Consider the following 19,219-nt stretch of genomic DNA (forward strand, 5'->3'; position numbering starts at 1 on the left):
ACGTCATTTTAGTATTCAATTGTGAATTTACTTCTTTTCTTCAGTAAAAGTTAAAACGTAGCCAGAATTATCTAGTATTGCAAACTCTTTGGTTCCATAGAATGTCGTGTGCATTTCAGTGTTAATCGTATGAACTGCTTTTAAATTATCGTACAAGGAATCCAAATCGTCAGTTTGGATATAAAGACTAATGGACGGTTTAACTTTGTCCGTTTCCAACGCCGGATACTCACTAATAAAATTATTCTTTTCTTGAACCATTAGGGTTAGATCATCCTTTACAAGAATACCAAATTGCAAGCCGCCTTGCTCACTTGGAACAGAAGCAACCATAATAAAACCTAATTTCTCTTCATAAAAGCTGATAGTTTCTTCAACGCTTTCTACCATTAAATTGGGTGACATGCTTTTCATCATCATATACTCCTCCTCTATTTAAGGATAGCTTATCAAGAAAATAATTTGCCGTATTGGAAAAAATAGTCAAAAATTCCACTTTATTGGTAACGAGAAATAAGCTCAAGTGGAGTTAATCCAATGTTTCGTTTAAAATCATTGATAAAATGCGATTGATCATAATATCTAACAAACTCTAAAACGTCACTTGGTCTTGATTTTGTAGAAGTTAAAATAGTAATGGCTTTTTGAAACCTTAAAATTGAAAGAACAACTTTGGGGGTCAAGCCATAATGTTTAATGAAGTTCCTTTGACATTGGCTTTGACTAAGATTCAAAATCTGACAAACTTCACTTACTGAAGAAGGTGGGTCCTGACTAAACTTACTGAATAACTTTGAATAAGTATCAGGTACAAAACCATCCATTTTATTCGAAATGAATCCTATTAAGTATTCTCTGGCTTCTTCAAAGGACAAACTAAAAAATAAGTCACAATCAAAATCAGTATATATTTCAGCTATAGGCAATAGTTTATCTAAAGCATCTTGTGGTTTTCGACCAGTAAGTTGGTGGAAAGCATTGGGCATTAGACGTAACCCCATAAACTTAGCTGGTAGATGGATGGGGAAATGAAAGTCCGTGCTAGTCATACCGGAGAACCCAATTACTTTTGCTTCAAAATCTACAACTAAATCAATACATCCGTCTAAAATGATGATATTTTCTAAATAAAGTGCTTCATCAGTAAGGGAAATCATATCCCAATAACAAATAATAAAATCGGATAATTCATCAATGACAGTTTCACTGTATTTAATATGCTTTTGAAAAGATAAATCAAGGATATAGGGAATTTGGATTGGATAATACATAGCAGAGTCTCCTTTGTGATAACCTATATACCCATTATATTATAAAAAATTAAGTGGCTTAATGTCTTTCATTAAGGTATGGAGTAGGAGAAGGATAATAATCCGACAAATTTACCTGTCGGCTTTCAATTAAAATCAGCCGAAGTTCTCTCGGGAGATACTTTGTGGTTGAAGTATTTGCCTAAAAAAGACTAAAAGAAACACGGTGATCAACTAGCGATCACCGTGTTTTTCTATGCATTCAAACGTCGAACTTCCCGACGAACATTTAATAAATAGGTAATACCTAAGCAAATCACCATACCAACTAAAAGTGAAATACTCATTGGCAATAGATGGAAACGACTATTTTGCAAGCCTATAGTAAGTTTCATAAATGTTGCTACCCAAGGACTAAGGGTCGTGCCAGTAGCAATCGGAAACAAAGTTAACAAACCAGTAGGAATCATAATCAATAATAAAATAATGACAATTTTTTTCATTCCTTGGACCCGATCATTAAAGGTACCAGCTAATAAAGCAATACATGTACCAAAGAACAGGATCCAAGTGAAAATAAACAAAGTTTTTAATAAATTTCCATCAGAATAAAAATCCAAGAAGAAGGTACTTAAAGTAAAATTCTCAAACATTGGTAGTGAATCAACCACTTTTTTAAGTAGTAAACAGATTGCTGCTAATCCAAAAGATTGTAGTAAATTAGAAATAATATTGGTGATAAAAATTGTACGACGAGAGACACCATTTTGAATAAATAATTTGAAATCAGAATTTACCCCAATAAAAGCCATAATGAAACCATAAATTAACGGACTGAATAGAAGATCCGAGTAGACTTGTTCGTGACTACCACCTATCGCTATAACTCCCAGTAGTGGAAAAATAATGGCAAAAGCCACGAAAAATCCAAAGTAAATCCCACCGGAAATGGCTATATATTTTAATCTATATCTTAAGGCTGTTGTCAGTTTCATTTTGCTTCCCCATTTCTTTTTGTTAATTGCACAAAGTAGCTTTGTAAATTCATCGGTCCTAAGCGAATTTCTCCGGGTAATTGGGCAGGTAAATCACCAGTCACAAAAGCTGTTGCTTGGTTACCTAATAAATCAATATTTAAAACATGTAAATTTTCAGTCGCAGCTAAAACCAAATCCTTCGGTCCAGTTAAAGTTTTTCCCTCACCTAAAATATCCTCGACCGTTGCTTGTTTGATCAATTTTCCATGATCAATAAAGATCACTTCTTCTAACAAATTAGCGATTTCTTCGATTAAGTGAGTAGATAATACAAAAGTTCGTGGACGTTCTTCGTAAGTTTCTAATAAAAACTGATAAAACAATTCTCGGTGATTGGCATCTAAACCTAAAACAGGCTCGTCCAGAAAAATATAATCACAAGGAACTGATAAAGCTGTAATCAATTTTGCGATGCTACGGTAACCAGTTGATAGTTTGCGCATTTTTAATTTCGGGTCTAAATCGAAAGCTTTGATCATATGATTGGCTAAATCCCAGTCGAAGTTGCCATAAAATCCTTCACTTAATTTAAAGACATCTTTGACTTTCAAAGGTGAAGGGAAGAGATTGTCTTCACTCATTAAATAAATGTTGTCTAGGGCATGTTCGTTATCAGTCACTTTTTCACCATCTAGATTGACCGATCCCCGACTAGGAAAAGCGCGATTGCTGATAATATTTAGTAAAGTACTTTTACCAGCACCATTTCGTCCTAATAGACCATAAATTTTTTCTTTTTCAAAAGTTAATTGAATATCATCTAAAGCATTTTTTTCTTTATAAATTTTAGTTACCCCATTAATCACTAAACTCATTTTTGATACCCTCTTTCAATTAAGGCTTGCAGCTGTTCTTGGCTGATGCCGATTTTTTTTGCTTCTTCGACTAAGTTAGCAACTTCTTTCGATAAAAATTCTTCTCTGCGATTGGCGCGGATTTTTTCTTGTGCCCCAGCTAGTACAAACATGCCAATACCTCTTTTCTTTTCGATTAAATTTGTTTCAACCAGTAAATTCATGCCTTTTAAAACTGTGGCAGGGTTGATTTGATAACTCTTAGAAATTTCTGTGGTGGAAGGTATTTGTTCCCCTTCAATAAAATCACCATTTAAAATCCCTTCAGAGATCTGATCGGCTACTTGCTGAAACAAAGGTTTTGCATCGGTGTAATTAAATTCCAAAATGTTCACCTCAGTTGTTTGGTTAGTTACTTGTGTAATTAACTATAAAACTATATAACGTCTCTGTCAAATAAAATTTTAAATAAATCAAAATTTTTTCCTAAAATCGCTTTTTTTTGGCTTAAAAGATTGACTTAAACTCCACTCGAAGGTCTAAACTAAGGTCTATCAAACAGCGAGGAGCATTCTATGAATAATCAAGAAAAGATTTGGCGTTTGATGGAAAAGTTAAATACGGTTATTTTGGGGAAAGAAAATTTAATTATGTCAGTTGTGGCGGCATTTTTAGCCGATGGACATATTTTGTTGGAAGATATACCGGGGGTAGGAAAGACGACTTTGGCGACGGCCTTGTCGAAAGTTTTTGCGTTGAAGAATAATCGCGTGCAGTTTACACCAGATGTTTTACCATCGGATTTAACAGGTTTTTCGATTTATCAAAAAGATCAGGATCGTTTTGTTTTTCAAGAGGGAGCTGTTTTCTGCGATTTATTATTAGCCGATGAAATCAATCGAACATCACCGAAGACCCAATCAGCTTTATTAGAAGTAATGGAAGAAAAACAAGTGACAGTTGACGGAGAGACTAGAAAGTTACCGCAGCCATTTTTTGTAATTGCGACTCAAAATCCGCAAGGGACTGTCGGAACGCAATTATTGCCGCCGGCTCAAATGGATCGTTTTTTAGTTTCATTATCAATGGGTTATCCCAGTGAGGCCGATGAAATTATTTTAGCGAAGCAAGTTGCCAACGGTCGCCGCACAGATAGTTTAAGGAACCTCGTTAACAAAGATGAATTATTAGAAATACAAGCCGAAGTCAATCAAATTTATATTCATGATGCCATTTATCAATATTTAGTCAAATTAGTTCGTGAAACACGCCAAAGTAATGAGATTGAAATAGGCGCCAGCCCGCGAGGAGTCTTAGCATTAGTCAAATATGCCCGAGCGATGGCATGGTTAAAAGGGAATCAATTTGTTCAGCCCGCTGATGTGGCGGATTATTTTGAAGCGGCGATTGCCCATCGAATCGTCTTAAGTCCCAAAGCACAAGCTGATGGTCTAACAAAAAAAGCAGTGTTGCAAAAAATCGTTGCTCAAGTCGATAAACCGGTATTGAGGAGGATTTAATGCGAAAAATTTTTTATTTGTTAGTGACGATTGCCAGCTTCTATTTCGCTGGACGTTACCATTCAAACTTATTGATGATTTTTTCTTTAGTATTATTGCTATTTTTTCTTTTCTCTTTTCTACAAGTTTGGTGGATTGGTAATCGGTTAGATATAAAAATTGAAAATCAGACGCAAAAAGTATTTCAAGGAACTGCTGGTGAGACAGCTTTTATTGTAAAAAATCATCAGTTTTGGCCGGTGCCAAATTTTAAAATCTTGGTGACAGCTGGAAATACTAAAGATCCAGCAAAAAAAGTGACCCAATCTGAGCTATCTGGTTACGTTGATGGACGATCTGAGACGATTTTAAGTTTGCGTCTAACTTCTGAATACAGCGGTGAAATTGCTGTGGCTGTCGAAGGAATTGTTTTTTATGATTATTTGAAATTATTCAGTCATCGCCGTAGTGTACAAATCGGCAGTGTACAAAAAGTTTTCCCGCGACCTTTAGAGATGACAATTGTTTATCAAAGTGCAACAAATACAACTTCAGATAACCAACCACTTGCTGAAATTCGTGGAAATGACGGTCCAGATATTTTTTCCGTTGATGTTTATCAGGTGGGAGACCATCCGAAAAATATTCATTGGAAGCTTTCGGCACGTACCGGAGAATTAATGACTAAAGTTTATTCTTTAGAAGAAAATCGGCAGGTTGTTTTGTGGCTGGATTTATTATTAGAAGACCAACAAAAACTAGCAGATGTTGATCGCTTTTTAACTTTGACGGCTAGTTTAGTGAATCAGTTGATGGTTCAAGGAATTTCTCAGGAAGTTCATTTAATTAATGGACTGTTGCCGATTTCACCAATCACTGTCAATAATCCTCAATCTTATCAGCGTTTGATGACCGAAATCATTAATCAATTGTCGATTGAAAAAAAGGTCGAGCAAACAACTACGCCACATGCTTATGGTAGTAATAATCTTTCATTGAACTTGAAGGGGGAGTTGTATGTGAATCAAAAATTATTGACCACATTCAGCGAAGATTATCAGCAAAAACTTCCACAGCAGGTGATTTACCTATGAGGTTATTTAAAGCAAAAGAATCGGAAAATGGCATTGCCTTTCAGCAACAATATACGATTAGTGGAAAGCCAAAAAAGAATCTTAGCTTTTTAGTGATTTTCTGGTTAAATTTTTTTGCGGGCAGTTTATTTGGTTTTGAAATTTTAAAAAGTTTGTTATTGAAACAAGTTACCAATTATCAGAACTGGTTAGTCATAACCATCGGTGTCATTTTTAGTCTGCTTTTGTTGTTACGCTTTTTCAGTCAAAAAAAAGGTTATGATTTGGCTGTTATAGCTTTTTTTGCGACTTATGGCATCCTTTTTTTACCCATTTATCGTCAATTTAGCGGGCTCATTACTGGAACGAGCTTAAATAGTCCGACGACCTTATCGGTAAGTTTGTTATTTGTATTCGTTGTAAGCTTGATTTATTTAATGGTGGTCGTTTTGCGACAACGCTTTATTTTTACCATTTTAGCAGCCGTGGTCTTATTTGTATCTCCTTATATTGGTATCGAGACTACAGGTTTTTGGTATGGATTGTTGTTTTTTATTATCGTCACTAATTATGTATTAACCGGCAGTAATTTAGCAGGAAATAAAAATAATATCAAAGCATTTCAACGAAAAACCAATATTATCGGCAAGACAACGATTATTATTAGCCTGTTATTTAGTAGTGTGTTTTTGGCTTTTTATCTGCTACTTCAACCGCAAATGAGTCGTTTACTGGAGATTCCGATCCAATTGGAAACGCGAGTTAGAGATCTTTCATTGCAGTTATTAAATATTAATCAGGAATCAATCAATGGTCGGATCAATCGCGGCAATAATTATCCTTCTGATCAAGAAGAATTCAGAGTGACGGTCAGTCAATTACCGACCGAGGATCTATATTTAAAGGATCAAGCTTGGAGCGATTATCAAGGTGATCAATGGTCGGAATTAAATGAGCAGCCTTTTTTTGATGAATTAACCACCGCTTATGAACGCAATGGCTGGGGGACAAATTATTACGCGAACGGGAATTATTTTGATGGCCGCTATACCTATTTATTGGATTATGGGAATGACTGGGATTACTCAGCCAATCAAGCAGCTAGAAATAGCAGTTATGATCTACAATTAGAAAAGTTGAATCAAAATTTACAATCTTATTATCAACCTTATTATTCCTTAAATAATTATGGTACAGCAGACAATGCCAGGTATCGATTACTCAGCCAAACAGATTATCTGACGGCTTTGAATCAAGCTGATCCAAATCAGATTGATTGGTTTGATCGAGTTGAGAATCTTTATAGCCGCTATGTCCAATCGGAATATACGAAAATCTCTACTGAAGAAGTGCCGCGAATAGCAGAACTTGTTGCTAGCCAAAACTTAACTGAAAGAAGCGAAATCACTGCTTTTATTATTGATCAGCTCCATTCTCGAGCGAGTTATTCTCTTACACCTGGTGTAATGCCTTTTGGAGAAGATATTGCAGAGGGGTTTTTATTTGATACGAGGCAAGGCTATTGCCAACATTTTGCGACAGCAGCGGTAATTATGTACCGATTATTTGATCAGCCGGCCCGTTATACGACGGGTTACAAAGTACCCGTTTCAAGTTTTGAAGAACAAGAAAATGGTCAATACGTGGCAACTGTCAAGGATGGTGATGCTCATGCGTGGGTGGAATTGTATCAGGAAAATTCTGGCTGGTTACCGGTGGAAGTAACACCTGATGCCACTAATCAAGCGAGTCTAACGAATCAAGAAAATACGACCAATGTAACCAATACTTCTACTAGACAAACTACTTTTCTTAGTCGTTTCGGTGTTGTATTGGTAACAATCTTTTTAGCAATCAGTTTGGTAATAGTATCGTTTTGGTTGCGCCATAGATACAATAAAAAAAATGCTGAAAAAAATCAACAGAGAGCAGATCAGGCTTTCCAAAATATGTTGTCAGCTGTTAGATATGCTAAAAAAATACCCCTCACTGGGAATGAAGCAGATTTTTCTAAACAAATGCACGAGCTTTTTCCAATGATTTCTGAGGGGAAATTCACCGAAATATTAAGACTTGTCATTCAGACCAGCTTTAGTCCGACTGAATTATCAGCCTCTGAAGTAGGTCTGGTAAATGAAACAGTCCAGCAAGCCATGAAAAAAAATCATCAAGAAATGACGACAGTGAAGAAAATTATAGCCAAGTATTGGTATGTCTATTAAGAGTGAAAATCGTCAAAAATATCAATCAAAAAAATATAATCATTATTCATTTAAGCGAAAACAATCAAGGCGATAGTGAAGTCCTGACTGGGGCAACTTATTTATCTCCCACAGCTTCTTTGGAAAATATCCGCGAGACACTCTGCCTCGAAGAAGAGATCCCAAAAGAAGCGTTCCGTCAAGAATCTTTATTAGAAAAATTGGTTCTGACAAAAAGGGAATTTCGTGTACTCCAAGAATTAATCGAGGCAGATGGTCGACCGCTTTCACAAGAAGAATTATGTCGACTTGTCTGGGACAAAGCAGTGCTGAACGCTTCAATTAAATGCCAATTATCTACTTTAATCCGAAAACTACGAGATAAGATGGATCATGCTGGTTTTTGCCAGCGACAAACTAAAAACCGTTCACGGTAAAGGTTATCAATTAATAAAAGAATAGGTGAATTCATTGAAATAGATAATTTATTAGTCGAGGAAACTCGGCTTTTTTAGTAGCTTTGGTTAAAGGGGTTAACTGAAATAGTCGGTGAAGAGATTTTATATAATCTGAAAGTAGTTGAGCTTGCAAGAAGATCATTCCAGATTCACTTTCAATAATAGCCAGTATTGATGAGAGCACATTACTGGCTATTATTGATCTAGAAGGATTGTCTAACACAGAAAAAGATGTAGACATTCTAGTGATATTTATGAAAGGTGATCAAAAAAACAAAAATCAGAAAAAGAAAGCGTTGACAACTATCAGGGTTTGATGCTATTCTTTTTTTGTAAGTAAGAAAAAAAGCTAGGAATGACAAGGTAGTCATTTTTAGAGTGATGTGACTGGTAATGCAGGCAGAACTCAGATTATGCACTAAATACACCGAAAAATTTCGGTTTGTTTAGTCTGTAATCTGAGTTTTTTTTCTGGAAAGGGGTAAATGATGAAAGTAGTAAAAATCTTAAATAATAACATAGCAATTATCGAAAAAGGCGGACATGAGTCCATTGTTTATTCTCCAGGAGTTTCATTTAAAAAAAACGTTGGCCAACGAATTAATGATTCTGAAATAGAGAAGACTTATGTTTTAGACTCCAAAGATCGCTTAGAGCACTTTAGCTATTTGCTCACCCATTCTGATGAAAAAATGATTTATCTTTTAAACGATATCGTGGCGTATGGAGAATCAGTCAATCAACAAAAAGCGAATGATTATTTATATTTGGCGCTATTAGATCATCTTACTTTTGCATTGAGACGTGGAAAGAAAGGTCAATTCATTTTGAGTCCGTTAACTTGGGAGGTTCAGAAATTTTATCCGAAGTTTTATGAGATTGGTACTTATGCTGTTGCATTAATGAGAAAAACTTTTCAAATTGATTTTCCAGATGAGGAAGCCGTTTCGATCGCCTTACATTTTGTAAACATTAATGAAAGTCAGTCATTACTAGCTGAAACTGTCGAAAGTATGGAAATTTTGCGAGACATTTTAAATATCATAAAATATCATTTTCAGATTTCATTAGATGAGTCGTCAATGAATTATATGCGCTTGGTTACCCATCTGCAATATTTTATCGAACGATTAAGAAAACAAGAAGTCTATGATCAAGAAAGTTCTTCTTTGTATGAACAAGTAAGAATGCTTTATCCTGAGGCTTATCTAGCAACTGGAAAAATTGATATTTACGTAAAGGGCAGGTTCAATCAGTATCTGACACCAGATGAATACACTTATTTAATGATTCATATTAATCGTGTAACTGAGAGGAAGTAAAAAGATGAAATATCAAAATTTTAATCAAGAGATTATCGAATTAGTCGGTGGAAAAGAAAATATTCAAGCGGTAGTTCACTGTATGACAAGGCTACGGTTTACCTTGAAAGATCGTTCTAAAGCGGATACAGAGGGACTAAAAGCTTTAGACGGAGTAATTGATGTAGTCAGTAATCAAGTAGCCTATCAAATAATTGTTGGTACGCATGTTAGTGAAGTGCATAAAGAATTAACGACCATGCTAGGGATCAATGACGATGCGCCAACCCAGCAACCAAAGGCCAAGAAAAATTTTGTTAAAGCGGCTTTAGATGTTGTATCAGAATCAATGACACCGATTTTAGAGCCAATAATTTGTGCGGGTCTTTTAGCGGCAGTTCTATCCATTTTATCGTTAACGGGATTGATTTCGCCTGAGAGCTCAACTTATATCATTTTAGATACATTAAGAAGTGCGGTCTTTTATTTCTTGCCAATTTTTATGGCTATGAGTTGTGCTAAACGGTTAGGTGCAAATCCTTATTTAGCCGTTGCTTTAGCAGTTACCATTTTATCAGATTCAATCAATGGCGTTTCTGGTTTAACAATGTTCGGCATTCCTTTACCAGAGATTACTTATTCAAATAGTTTTGTACCGATTTTGCTGGCTGTTTGGGTGATGGGATACGTCACAAAATTTATCAAAAGAATTGTGCCAAATTCTTTACAATTGTTTTTAACACCGTTATTAGTGATGTTAATCATGTTACCAGCGACTTTGCTGGTTTTTGGACCAATTGGTTTTTATTTAGGTGAAGGCATTATTGGTATTTTTACTTGGCTATTAGATACGGTAGGTGCGTGGTTTGTAATGATGCTTTATGCGGCCTTACAACCTTTCTTAATTATGTTGGGTGCTGGTAATTTCATCATGCCGGTGGTAGCTTCGTTAATTGCTGCCAATGGTTTTGACCCAGCTTTTATTACCGCATGTACAATATCAGATATTGCAGTAGGTGGTGCGATGCTGGGCTATTTCTTAAGAACACGAAATAATAAGCAAAAACAATTATTCGGGACGGTTACATTATCAGCAATTTTAGGAATCACTGAACCAGCTATTTACGGAGTTTTTGTAAAATACCGTCGACCATTTGTAGCAGTTATTATTGGTGGGGGATTAGGCGGTTTGTTTGCAGGAATTACCGGTGTGAAAGCTTATTCGGTTGCTTGGGGACTATTTGGTCTTCCTTCTTATATTGGTGAAGGTGATTTTAGCAATTTATGGTTCATGGTCGCTTCAGTAATAATCAGTTTTGTAGGTGCAGCAGTGGCAGCTTTTCTATTAGGTGTTCCTGCTGAAGAAGATGATTCCCAAGAAGAAAATGCTAAAAGCAATCAAGAATCAGAGGGTAAAATTAACTTACGCACAATTCCTTTAAAAAGTGTAGTGAAAGGTCAATTGGTACAACTTTCTGAAGTAAGTGATCAGGCTTTTTCATCAGGTGCATTAGGTAAAGGTGTGGGCTTAATTCCTGAAGCTGATGACATTTTTTCTCCAGTCGATGGAGAGGTTACTGTTGTTTTTCCGACAAAACATGCTGTAGGTATTAAAGGGAAAAATAATGAAGAAGTATTGATTCATATTGGAATTGATACCGTTGAATTGGATGGCATGGGTTTTGATATTGATGTCCAAGCAGGTGATCAAGTAAAAGTCGGTCAAAAAATAGGTACTGTTGATTTTAAAAGTATAAAAGAAGCAGGGTATGACACTACGACAATTGTGGTAGTGACGAATACCAATGATTATTTAGACGTTATTCCAGAAACCAATCGAACGGTTTGTGACAGTGATTTATCAATGAATATTATTTTTGAATAGAAGTCGAGGAAAGTAAATGAAATTAGATAGTAATTTTTTATGGGGCGGTAGTATTGCCGCTCATCAATGTGAAGGTGCTTTTCAAGCAGATGGAAAAGGAACGGGAATCATGGATTTAGTGACAATTGGTTCTTATCAGCAGCCAAGAGAAATTGATTCTGAAATAAATCCTAATAAACGGTATCCATCTCATCAAGGAATTGATTTTTACCATCGATATCGAGAAGATATTGCTTTGTTTGCAGAAATGGGTTTTAAGGCTCTGAGAATCTCAATTGACTGGTCTAGAATCTATCCAAAGGGGGATGAAGAGCAACCAAATCAAGCGGGTCTAAAATATTACCAAGATGTTGTGGAAGAATTATTAAAACACAATATCGAACCGATTGTTACCTTGTATCACTTTGAAATGCCGGTTCACTTAGTTAAACAATATGGTTCTTGGGCGAATCGAAAAGTAGTTGATTTTTATTTGAAATTTTGTGAAACAGTTTATCAAGCACTAAATCATAAAGTGAAATATTGGGTGACCTTTAATGAAATGAACCATATTGATCCCCAAACTGAGGCCAGTGACATATTTACTTATATCATTGCCGGACTAAAATACTCTGAAATAGAAAATAAAAAACAAACACTAGCAACGATTGGTTACAATATGACTTTAGCCAGTTGTCTAGCTGTAAAAATGGGCCATGAAATAAATCCTGATAATCAAATTGGCTGCGTGTTTGGTATTGAGCCAGTTTATCCAGTTGATTGCAATCCAGAAAATGTTCTAAATGCTTTTCAACAGATGGATCGAGATTTTTATCAGATTGATGCCATGTGTAATGGAGAGTTTCCTAAATATAAACTAAATGAATACCAAGATTTAGGTATCGAATTGCCAATTAATCCTGAAGATTCTCAAGCATTTGAACACGGTCGTCTAGATTTTATTGGCATGAACTATTATGCATCTTCGGTGGCAGAGTATGAAGGTTCTGACGCAAATTCGAGTGCATTATTTGGAGGCTTACAGAATCCATTCTTAAAAACTAGTAAGTGGGGGTGGACCATTGACCCAATAGGTATTCGTTATCTATTAAATTATACTTATCGTAAATATGGGTTACCAATCATTATTACTGAGAATGGTTTAGGTGCAGTGGATAAAGTAAATCAAGCAGGAGAGATTGTCGATGATTATCGAATTGCTTATTTATCGGATCATATTTCTGAGATAAAAAAAGCGGTTGAACTTGATCAAGTAGCGTGTTTTGGCTATTTGATGTGGGGACCAATTGATCTGGTAAGTGCAACAACTGGACAAATGAGCAAACGTTATGGCTTTATTCATGTTGATTTGGATGACGAAGGTCGGGGAAGCTTGGCTCGTACCCGAAAAAAATCTTTTAATTGGTATCAACAGGTGATTACTGAAAATGCAGAAAATTTGAAATAAACAAAAGGAGAAATGCCGTTCATATAATGAATGGTGTTTCTTTTTTGTTCATCATAAGGTTATTTTGAGTGATCGAAGGGAAGTAAGGGGAAAATAATATACTTCTTTAATCATTTCAGCTTGAAAAAGTGAAGTTTAACAGATTAGATAAATGGTCATGACACGCTATTAGCTTTTATTATTGCTTTTTTAGTACCAAAAAAAGAGGGATGAATTATTAAAATCATCCCTCTTCTTGTTAGTTAATTAGTTTCACTGAAAATATAAATTATTCTGATGTGACAAAAGATTTCGACAAAAATATTCATCAATCATTATCTATGATCTCCAATTAGTTCGATTGATCGCGATTACTTTTATAAAAGTAATTTTTTTGAGAGAAATGGTGACAGATTAAGAAGTTTTTGTCACTTACATTTTATACAAAATCACTTTTGAGTAGCCAGTGTTTGAGTAGATATTGCTAATCCGATTAACAGGGTAGACTTGGTGGAAAGCTACATTTTCATGAGGTGTATTGCCCCAGAAAAAGCCGATGTGACAATCAAAGTTGACTTCACCAAAGTTAGGTTCGAAATAGAAGATATCTCCTTTTTCAGCCAATCCACTGTTTAATAAGGCGGCAACGTTTGGAAATTCGTGACGCGTGGTTCCTTGATTCAAGGCATTACGCCAGTTATAACCATTAGCCCAACTGCCCCAGTTGTTTGAAATAGCAGAAATTCGGTTTAAATCGCCACCAGCATTTCTGATAGCTGCAGCGACAAAACCGGCACAATTCATACCAGAACCTGGTTGCATATAAAGCTCCGGATTATTAGAAGCAACGCCTCTAAATGGTGTGCCTAGGTAGCGACCGCCATTAACGTTAAGTTCATCAATAATTGCTTGTCGTGTAATTCCGAAAAAGTTTCTCTGTGGTGCGGGATTATTAATCGGATCACCTTTAGCGACCACATAATAAGCAATGCCTTCATTTTTCCAGCCAGCTTTAACTAATCCATCTCGTTCACCAGCATCCGTGGTGTAATGATGACTGCCAGCATTTCTAGCATTTTGATTGAAGAGCCGATACATGGGGATCCCTGTATCTGGTGTACTCCAAGCATTACCTTCATATACCCAACCATTTCTTCTTAAAGAATCAATTTCACCTTGATTAGCAGTCCAAAAGTGTTCACCAGAGTTAGGATTATAGACCCTAAATAAAGCATTGCCGGTCATGTTAACTTTCATACTAGTGCCTTCATAATACCAGCCGATGCTGACTAAATAATCTTTTTCACTGGCACTTTGTGTATGCAGATGCTCGCCATTATTAGGGTTATAGATCCGATGAATTACGATTAAGGCTTCATTTGCTGCCATCGCACTTCTAACTTGTGGATCAGCAACAGCTGTATTTGATCCCGGATTTTCAGCAAATGTTTCCGGTGCCATTTCTTCAGCTTTTCCTTGACGGTCTAGATAAACTTCTGGAACGTCACTGGTAATTGGAAATTCCTCGCTAGAATTTTCAATGATTTGTGTTTCTTCTGATTGAATATCTTCGGCAGAAGCTTCATTCACAGATGCTAAACTAATACCCAAAATAGTTATTGTAGATAACAAAAGTAGACTGCCATAACGAAATTTCCCCGACTTTTTCATTATTTTCTCCCCCTTAATTAGAATCATTTTCATTTCCTAATTTTATTATAACTGATTTTTCCAATAGTTCAAAAGCAAATCAAAAGGATGTAATAATTCTGTTATTTTAGATAATTAATAAGAGATTTTTGATAACTATCCCATTTTTTCTCGTGATTATTTAAAAAATTTGCTAATAAATTTGCAATCATTGGTCCAGTTGTTAAACCAGAAGAGCCTAAACCACTGGCGACAATTATGCCATCTGGAAGTTCACCAAAAAAGGGCGCAAAGTCACTAGTGTATGCCCGTGTACCAACTCGTTGGCTATGAGGAAATTGAAATAATTTTTCTGGTTGGATTAAAAAGCTAGCTGCACCTTCAGTTAATTGATGAAAGGCGGCATTCGTTGGTTCCAAATCCCAATTAGCATCATTCTCGTGGGTGGCGCCTAATAAAATTTTTCCATTATTAAAAGGAATCAAATCACTTTCTCCTGCTAACATTGCTACTGGCCAATCTTCACTAGTAAAATTTGTTTCAAAAACAATTAATTGACCCTTTTGCGGACGAATATCCACCTGATAATTTAGTGGAGCTGATAATTCTTTTAAATGAGGACCCACTGCTAAAACAATTCGATCGTATTGCTCCGGACCATGACTCGTCAGCAAAGTTTCGGGATTTTTTATCTGCACCTTTTCGTTGTGAAATTGAATGTCGGTAGCAATTTTTTTTAAATGATTCAAATAACCTAAACCATCTAATCGTGCGCCTCCGGTAATAAATAAACTTTTTTGCGGTTTTAATAAAGGGAGCATTTCAGCTGTTTCTTGGTTAGATAAAAGATGAATGTCACCAATTTCTGGCGCATCAATTTTTCGGGTCTCAGCTAATTCTGTTAAAGCTGCTAAATTTTCCTCAGGTTGTAAAATTAAGCTACCTACTTGTCGATAGATAGCTTCATCTAATTGGAAATCTTGCGCTAATTTAGGTAATAAAGCAGCGCCTGCTTTTGCTAATTGATACCATTGTTTGTTCCGTCTTTTGGAAAGCCAAGGGGAGATGATACCGGCACTGGCTTTGGTTGCTTGACCAGTGGGCTCATCATATAAAGTAATCTCAAATTTTTCAGGCGGCAGGAGATTGGCTAAAGTTAATCCGATGATTCCACCGCCGACAATTGCTATTTTTTCCATCGTCATCCTACTTTCTCTATTCATTTTCCCATAGAAAAAATTTTTTTCAAAACATCTTGAATTTTACTTTACCTGTCGTAGTAATTACGCTATACTAATTACAACGACAGATGAAGTAATTTTAGGAGGGAACAAAATGATCTCTAGCGATGGGATTCGCGGCTATAATGACGTAATCATTTTGTCCATTCTAAACGAAGGGGATTCTTATGGCTACGCCGTTTCAAAAAAAATCCGGGAGATAACCGAAGAATTGTATGCGATTAAAGAGACAACCTTGTATTCAGCCTTTAATCGATTAGAGAAAAATGGATTGATTGAATCTTATCCTGGCGAAGTTACCCACGGGAAAAAGCGTACGTATTATCAAATTACCGCAGCTGGACAAAATTTTTTGGAAGAAAAAAAACGCGAATGGCAGCAAACAAAAAAAGTTGTGAATCGTTTTATGAAAGAGTGAGGGTGCTATGGATACAATAAAAAATTATTTAGAGACATTATTTTTAGAATTGCCGAAAACAGAAGCCGTCGAAAAAGCTAAAGCTGACTTGTTGGCAAATATGGAAGATCATTATTTTAGTCTAATCGATGAGGGGAAAAGCGAACACGAAGCAATTGGTGCAGTGATTAGTGAATTTGGTTCAGTGGATGAATTACGCCAGACTTTAGAAATTGAAGAGGAACCTGAAGCTGATTTTTTCGAGGATGAAGATGAATTAACCTTGCCAATTGCTGAAGAAGAGATGCTGACCTTTTTAGCTGGACGAAAACAGATTGCATTAGGTTTAAGTTTAGGTATCATGTTTACCATCTTAGCTGTAGCTGCCATGATTCTATTTTCTGAAGTAGGGGAAACTTTAGGAATGTCGATCTTCTTCATTTTTGTGAGTATTGGTGTCGGATTAATTATTTATTATGGTATGCAGTTTCAAAAGATTGATAGTCCTTTACATGACCGAATGATTTCACGGAACCTGGTAAAAAAAGCACAAGTCCTCAAAGGTGAATACACCAAAAGCTTTACTATTGGCTTAGTTTTGGGTATTTGTAGTTGTATTTTATCTTTAGTTCCTTTGTTTATTTTTAGTTACGCAGAAAATTTGGGAGCGGCTTTGCTGATGGCTATGATTTCAATCGGTGTCTTTTTAATTTGTTATAGCAGCATATATTATACTGGTTTCGATAAGTTTGTTGAAAGTCGTTTTTTCGTTGGTGATGAAGACAAGTTAGGTCCCAATGCTAGAAAAGAGAAATATGGAAACAATGCTGAAAAAAAGTACGTAATTGAAAAAATGTATTGGCCAGTTATTGTTGTGACTTATTTTATTTGGTCATTTGTTTTTGGTGCTTGGCATATTAGCTGGGTCCTTTTAGTGGCTGGTGGGATTTTATGGAGTGGGATTGAAGCTGTAATAAAGAAGGTATAATAATTAAAGCACGATTCCGAATTGATTGCCGGAACCGTGCTTTTTTTGGGTATTATTTAATAGGATAACTAGCGTCTGAATCGCGATTTTTTAGTTAGCCAGCTTTACAGTTTAGACTATAAAAAGAATCTGCTAGAGGATATTACTGATATTTCTAGGTTTATCCTAACTTAACGATACCTGCGCTGACATTTTTTAAAAACCGCTCATCATGTTCCACAATCAGCATAGCTGGCTTAATCCGCACCAATAATTCTTCAAGCTGTTTCTGGTTAAAGACGTCCAAATAATTTAGTGGTTCATCCCAAATATATAGCTCTGCAGGTTGGGCTAGTGATTTTGCTAGCTCGACTTTTTTTCGTTGTCCCATGCTCATTTGTTCGATTTTATTATGGAAGACATTTCGTTCCATTCCTAGTTTCCGTAAATTATTTAGAAAGGAAGAATAGTCTAATCTTTCTTTTTCAGCAAAAGCTTTTAAGGTGCCTTGGTTATCTTCATAATTTTGCCGAACATAACTAATTGCTAGTTTTTGTGGACGTAAAACTTCACCATCTGAAATGCCAGTAAAATTCTCCAGCAAATATTGAATCACACTGGATTTTCCCGAACCATTAGCGCCGGTTAATGCGACAATTTCGCCTTGATTTATTTCAAAGGAGAGGGAAGAAAAGAGGGATTCCATCCCGTAAGATAAACGCAAATTTTCAACTTTTATTAATTGTTTGTGATATGTTGGCTGATAATTCAGACTTAGCTGATCGACGGTCTCAATATTTTTTAATAATCCTTCTTTAGATTCGATCTGACTCTGCATGCGACCTTCCATTTGCTTCGAACGCTTCATCACACGGGCGGCACGAGCACCAATAAAACCAGTATCACCAATCGCACCACTACCTTTTTCAGAAGGCTTACCATATTTATCCTTTTCTCGAGACTGTGACCAAGCTGCTTTTTCAGCAGCGGTTTGTTTAAGGCGACCAATTTCTTTTTTTAATTTACTATTTTCAGCCTGTTCGTAGGAATCTTGTGTTTCCTTTTGTGTTTCGTACGTCGAAAAATTCCCTTGATAAAGAACGATTTGATTTTTTTCGATAGCTAAGGTGTGGTTGCTTACCTCATCTAAAAAGTTGCGGTCATGACTAATAACGATATAACCAGCTTTTTGTTGCAGGTATTTCGCGACTTGTTGGCGGCCTGCTGCATCTAGATGATTGGTGGGTTCGTCAATTAATGGAAAGAAATTTTCTTCAGTAAATAAACAAGCCAGCAATACTTTTGTCTGTTCGCCGCCAGATAATGTACTGTAAGGTTGCCATAATAAATCTGGCGATAAGTTTAAATGATTCATCTCTCGCTCTAACTGCCATAGTTCAAAAGAACTGACTTCAGTCAACGCGTCATAAGTTAGTAAATCTTCATTTTGAATGTTCAACGGAAAATAAACCGTCGATAAGGGGATAACGATATCTCCTTGATAAGTTAAGTGTCCCTGCAGTAAACTCAGTAAAGTTGTTTTTCCTCGACCGTTTCGTCCGACTAAACCTAGTTTCCAACTAGAGTCCATCACTAAGTTGACATCATCAAATAATAAATCCCCTTGACCGTCATAGCCAAAAGTTAAGTGTTTTAATTCAATTGTACTCATCTATTCACCCCATTATAAAAAGCCCAAAAACTATTTTCAGAATTTGGGCTTAAGCAGGCGAGTACACAAAAATAGACCTGTCGTTAAATCCCTAAGCCAATCCTGAAAATCTGCCGATAAATCCCTTGGTATTAACCAAAAATTTATATTACTGACAGCTTTCAACATTCACTTAGATTTTCAACGGCAGATCCCTCGTTTCTTTTTATTTCATCACTATTTAAACAAATTTGGGAAGGATTGTCAAAAAAAGATGGACGTAGCCGCTTCCCCAAACAAACTACGCCCTGGAGTGACCCCCGATAAACGAGGTGAAGAAAAATTCTTCTTCACTTATTATAGTAGCATATTTCAAGGAAAAAAGAGGT

The 19,219-nt window shown here is 36.0% G+C and carries 17 protein-coding genes; 9 read left to right on the forward strand and 8 right to left on the reverse strand.

Features of this window, described 5'->3' with window-relative positions; all coding sequences use genetic code 11:
* Positions 1-27: 27 nt before the first annotated feature.
* The 5 genes from KUA55_RS08335 to KUA55_RS08355 form a co-directional block, all read right to left on the reverse strand.
* Positions 28-417 (reverse strand): VOC family protein, encoded by a 390-nt coding sequence (locus KUA55_RS08335; protein ID WP_218325741.1) that lies wholly within the window; start codon positions 415-417, stop codon positions 28-30.
* An 80-nt stretch (positions 418-497) separates the two neighbouring features.
* Entirely contained in the window at positions 498-1,271 is a 774-nt protein-coding gene (locus tag KUA55_RS08340) for a helix-turn-helix domain-containing protein (RefSeq protein WP_218325742.1), read from the reverse strand.
* 233 nt (positions 1,272-1,504) lie between these two features.
* Positions 1,505-2,245 (reverse strand): hypothetical protein, encoded by a 741-nt coding sequence (locus tag KUA55_RS08345; protein WP_218325743.1) that lies wholly within the window; start codon positions 2,243-2,245, stop codon positions 1,505-1,507.
* Positions 2,242-3,102: an ATP-binding cassette domain-containing protein gene (locus KUA55_RS08350; RefSeq protein ID WP_218325744.1), complete on the reverse strand. Its 861-nt coding sequence runs from the start codon at positions 3,100-3,102 to the stop codon at positions 2,242-2,244. Before KUA55_RS08350 ends, KUA55_RS08345 begins: the two co-directional genes overlap by 4 nt.
* Positions 3,099-3,467: a GntR family transcriptional regulator gene (locus KUA55_RS08355; protein ID WP_218325745.1), complete on the reverse strand. Its 369-nt coding sequence runs from the start codon at positions 3,465-3,467 to the stop codon at positions 3,099-3,101. Before KUA55_RS08355 ends, KUA55_RS08350 begins: the two co-directional genes overlap by 4 nt.
* Positions 3,468-3,656: 189 nt before the next feature.
* Here KUA55_RS08355 and KUA55_RS08360 point away from each other — a divergent pair, with 189 nt between their 5' ends.
* The 7 genes from KUA55_RS08360 (at position 3,657) to KUA55_RS08390 (ending at position 12,945) form a co-directional block, all read left to right on the forward strand.
* Positions 3,657-4,601 carry an AAA family ATPase gene (locus KUA55_RS08360; protein WP_218325746.1) on the forward strand — a complete coding sequence of 315 codons (945 nt, stop codon included), beginning with the start codon at positions 3,657-3,659 and terminating at the stop codon, positions 4,599-4,601.
* Positions 4,601-5,674 carry a DUF58 domain-containing protein gene (locus KUA55_RS08365; RefSeq protein ID WP_218325747.1) on the forward strand — a complete coding sequence of 358 codons (1,074 nt, stop codon included), beginning with the start codon at positions 4,601-4,603 and terminating at the stop codon, positions 5,672-5,674. The genes KUA55_RS08360 and KUA55_RS08365 overlap by 1 nt, the downstream gene beginning before the upstream one ends.
* On the forward strand, positions 5,671-7,875 hold the full coding sequence (locus KUA55_RS08370; RefSeq protein WP_218325748.1) for a transglutaminaseTgpA domain-containing protein: 2,205 nt from the start codon (positions 5,671-5,673) through the stop codon (positions 7,873-7,875). Before KUA55_RS08365 ends, KUA55_RS08370 begins: the two co-directional genes overlap by 4 nt.
* A 2-nt stretch (positions 7,876-7,877) precedes the next feature.
* Positions 7,878-8,291 carry a helix-turn-helix domain-containing protein gene (locus tag KUA55_RS18650; protein WP_218325749.1) on the forward strand — a complete coding sequence of 138 codons (414 nt, stop codon included), beginning with the start codon at positions 7,878-7,880 and terminating at the stop codon, positions 8,289-8,291.
* Positions 8,292-8,800: 509 nt separating this feature from the next.
* Positions 8,801-9,634: a PRD domain-containing protein gene (locus KUA55_RS08380; RefSeq protein ID WP_218325750.1), complete on the forward strand. Its 834-nt coding sequence runs from the start codon at positions 8,801-8,803 to the stop codon at positions 9,632-9,634.
* A 4-nt stretch (positions 9,635-9,638) separates the two neighbouring features.
* Positions 9,639-11,498 (forward strand): beta-glucoside-specific PTS transporter subunit IIABC, encoded by a 1,860-nt coding sequence (locus KUA55_RS08385; RefSeq protein ID WP_218325751.1) that lies wholly within the window; start codon positions 9,639-9,641, stop codon positions 11,496-11,498.
* Between the two features lie 16 nt (positions 11,499-11,514).
* Positions 11,515-12,945, forward strand: a complete 1,431-nt coding sequence (locus tag KUA55_RS08390; RefSeq protein ID WP_218325752.1) for a family 1 glycosylhydrolase — start codon at positions 11,515-11,517, stop codon at positions 12,943-12,945.
* 411 nt (positions 12,946-13,356) lie between these two features.
* Here KUA55_RS08390 and KUA55_RS08395 read toward each other — a convergent pair whose 3' ends face one another.
* Positions 13,357-14,595 carry a hypothetical protein gene (locus KUA55_RS08395; protein WP_218325753.1) on the reverse strand — a complete coding sequence of 413 codons (1,239 nt, stop codon included), beginning with the start codon at positions 14,593-14,595 and terminating at the stop codon, positions 13,357-13,359.
* Positions 14,596-14,696: 101 nt separating this feature from the next.
* Positions 14,697-15,773, reverse strand: a complete 1,077-nt coding sequence (locus KUA55_RS08400) for an NAD(P)/FAD-dependent oxidoreductase (RefSeq protein WP_218325754.1) — start codon at positions 15,771-15,773, stop codon at positions 14,697-14,699.
* Positions 15,774-15,909: 136 nt separating this feature from the next.
* On the opposite strand from KUA55_RS08400, the gene KUA55_RS08405 reads away from it, so the two are divergent.
* Both KUA55_RS08405 and KUA55_RS08410 read left to right on the forward strand, forming a co-directional pair.
* Positions 15,910-16,233: a PadR family transcriptional regulator gene (locus tag KUA55_RS08405; RefSeq protein ID WP_218325755.1), complete on the forward strand. Its 324-nt coding sequence runs from the start codon at positions 15,910-15,912 to the stop codon at positions 16,231-16,233.
* A 7-nt stretch (positions 16,234-16,240) separates the two neighbouring features.
* Entirely contained in the window at positions 16,241-17,200 is a 960-nt protein-coding gene (locus tag KUA55_RS08410; protein ID WP_218325756.1) for a permease prefix domain 1-containing protein, read from the forward strand.
* Between the two features lie 160 nt (positions 17,201-17,360).
* Here KUA55_RS08410 and abc-f read toward each other — a convergent pair whose 3' ends face one another.
* Positions 17,361-18,851 (reverse strand): ribosomal protection-like ABC-F family protein, encoded by a 1,491-nt coding sequence (gene abc-f / locus KUA55_RS08415; RefSeq protein WP_218325757.1) that lies wholly within the window; start codon positions 18,849-18,851, stop codon positions 17,361-17,363.
* Positions 18,852-19,219: the final 368 nt, after the last annotated feature.

It is taken from the genome of Enterococcus alishanensis (assembly GCF_019218635.1).
GTDB classification, from domain to species: domain Bacteria; phylum Bacillota; class Bacilli; order Lactobacillales; family Enterococcaceae; genus Enterococcus_A; species Enterococcus_A alishanensis.

Coding starts and splice junctions, on each gene's coding strand:
- KUA55_RS08370 (WP_218325748.1), top strand. CDS start 5,671: ATGAGGTTATTTAAAGCAAAAGAATCGGAAAATGGCATTGCCTTTCAG.
- KUA55_RS08405 (WP_218325755.1), top strand. CDS start 15,910: ATGATCTCTAGCGATGGGATTCGCGGCTATAATGACGTAATCATTTTG.
- KUA55_RS08395 (WP_218325753.1), bottom strand. CDS start 14,595: ATGAAAAAGTCGGGGAAATTTCGTTATGGCAGTCTACTTTTGTTATCT.
- abc-f (WP_218325757.1), bottom strand. CDS start 18,851: ATGAGTACAATTGAATTAAAACACTTAACTTTTGGCTATGACGGTCAA.
- KUA55_RS08340 (WP_218325742.1), bottom strand. CDS start 1,271: ATGTATTATCCAATCCAAATTCCCTATATCCTTGATTTATCTTTTCAA.
- KUA55_RS08365 (WP_218325747.1), top strand. CDS start 4,601: ATGCGAAAAATTTTTTATTTGTTAGTGACGATTGCCAGCTTCTATTTC.
- KUA55_RS08380 (WP_218325750.1), top strand. CDS start 8,801: ATGAAAGTAGTAAAAATCTTAAATAATAACATAGCAATTATCGAAAAA.
- KUA55_RS08410 (WP_218325756.1), top strand. CDS start 16,241: ATGGATACAATAAAAAATTATTTAGAGACATTATTTTTAGAATTGCCG.
- KUA55_RS08345 (WP_218325743.1), bottom strand. CDS start 2,245: ATGAAACTGACAACAGCCTTAAGATATAGATTAAAATATATAGCCATT.
- KUA55_RS08390 (WP_218325752.1), top strand. CDS start 11,515: ATGAAATTAGATAGTAATTTTTTATGGGGCGGTAGTATTGCCGCTCAT.
- KUA55_RS08360 (WP_218325746.1), top strand. CDS start 3,657: ATGAATAATCAAGAAAAGATTTGGCGTTTGATGGAAAAGTTAAATACG.
- KUA55_RS08350 (WP_218325744.1), bottom strand. CDS start 3,102: ATGAGTTTAGTGATTAATGGGGTAACTAAAATTTATAAAGAAAAAAAT.
- KUA55_RS08400 (WP_218325754.1), bottom strand. CDS start 15,773: ATGGAAAAAATAGCAATTGTCGGCGGTGGAATCATCGGATTAACTTTA.
- KUA55_RS08335 (WP_218325741.1), bottom strand. CDS start 417: ATGATGAAAAGCATGTCACCCAATTTAATGGTAGAAAGCGTTGAAGAA.
- KUA55_RS08385 (WP_218325751.1), top strand. CDS start 9,639: ATGAAATATCAAAATTTTAATCAAGAGATTATCGAATTAGTCGGTGGA.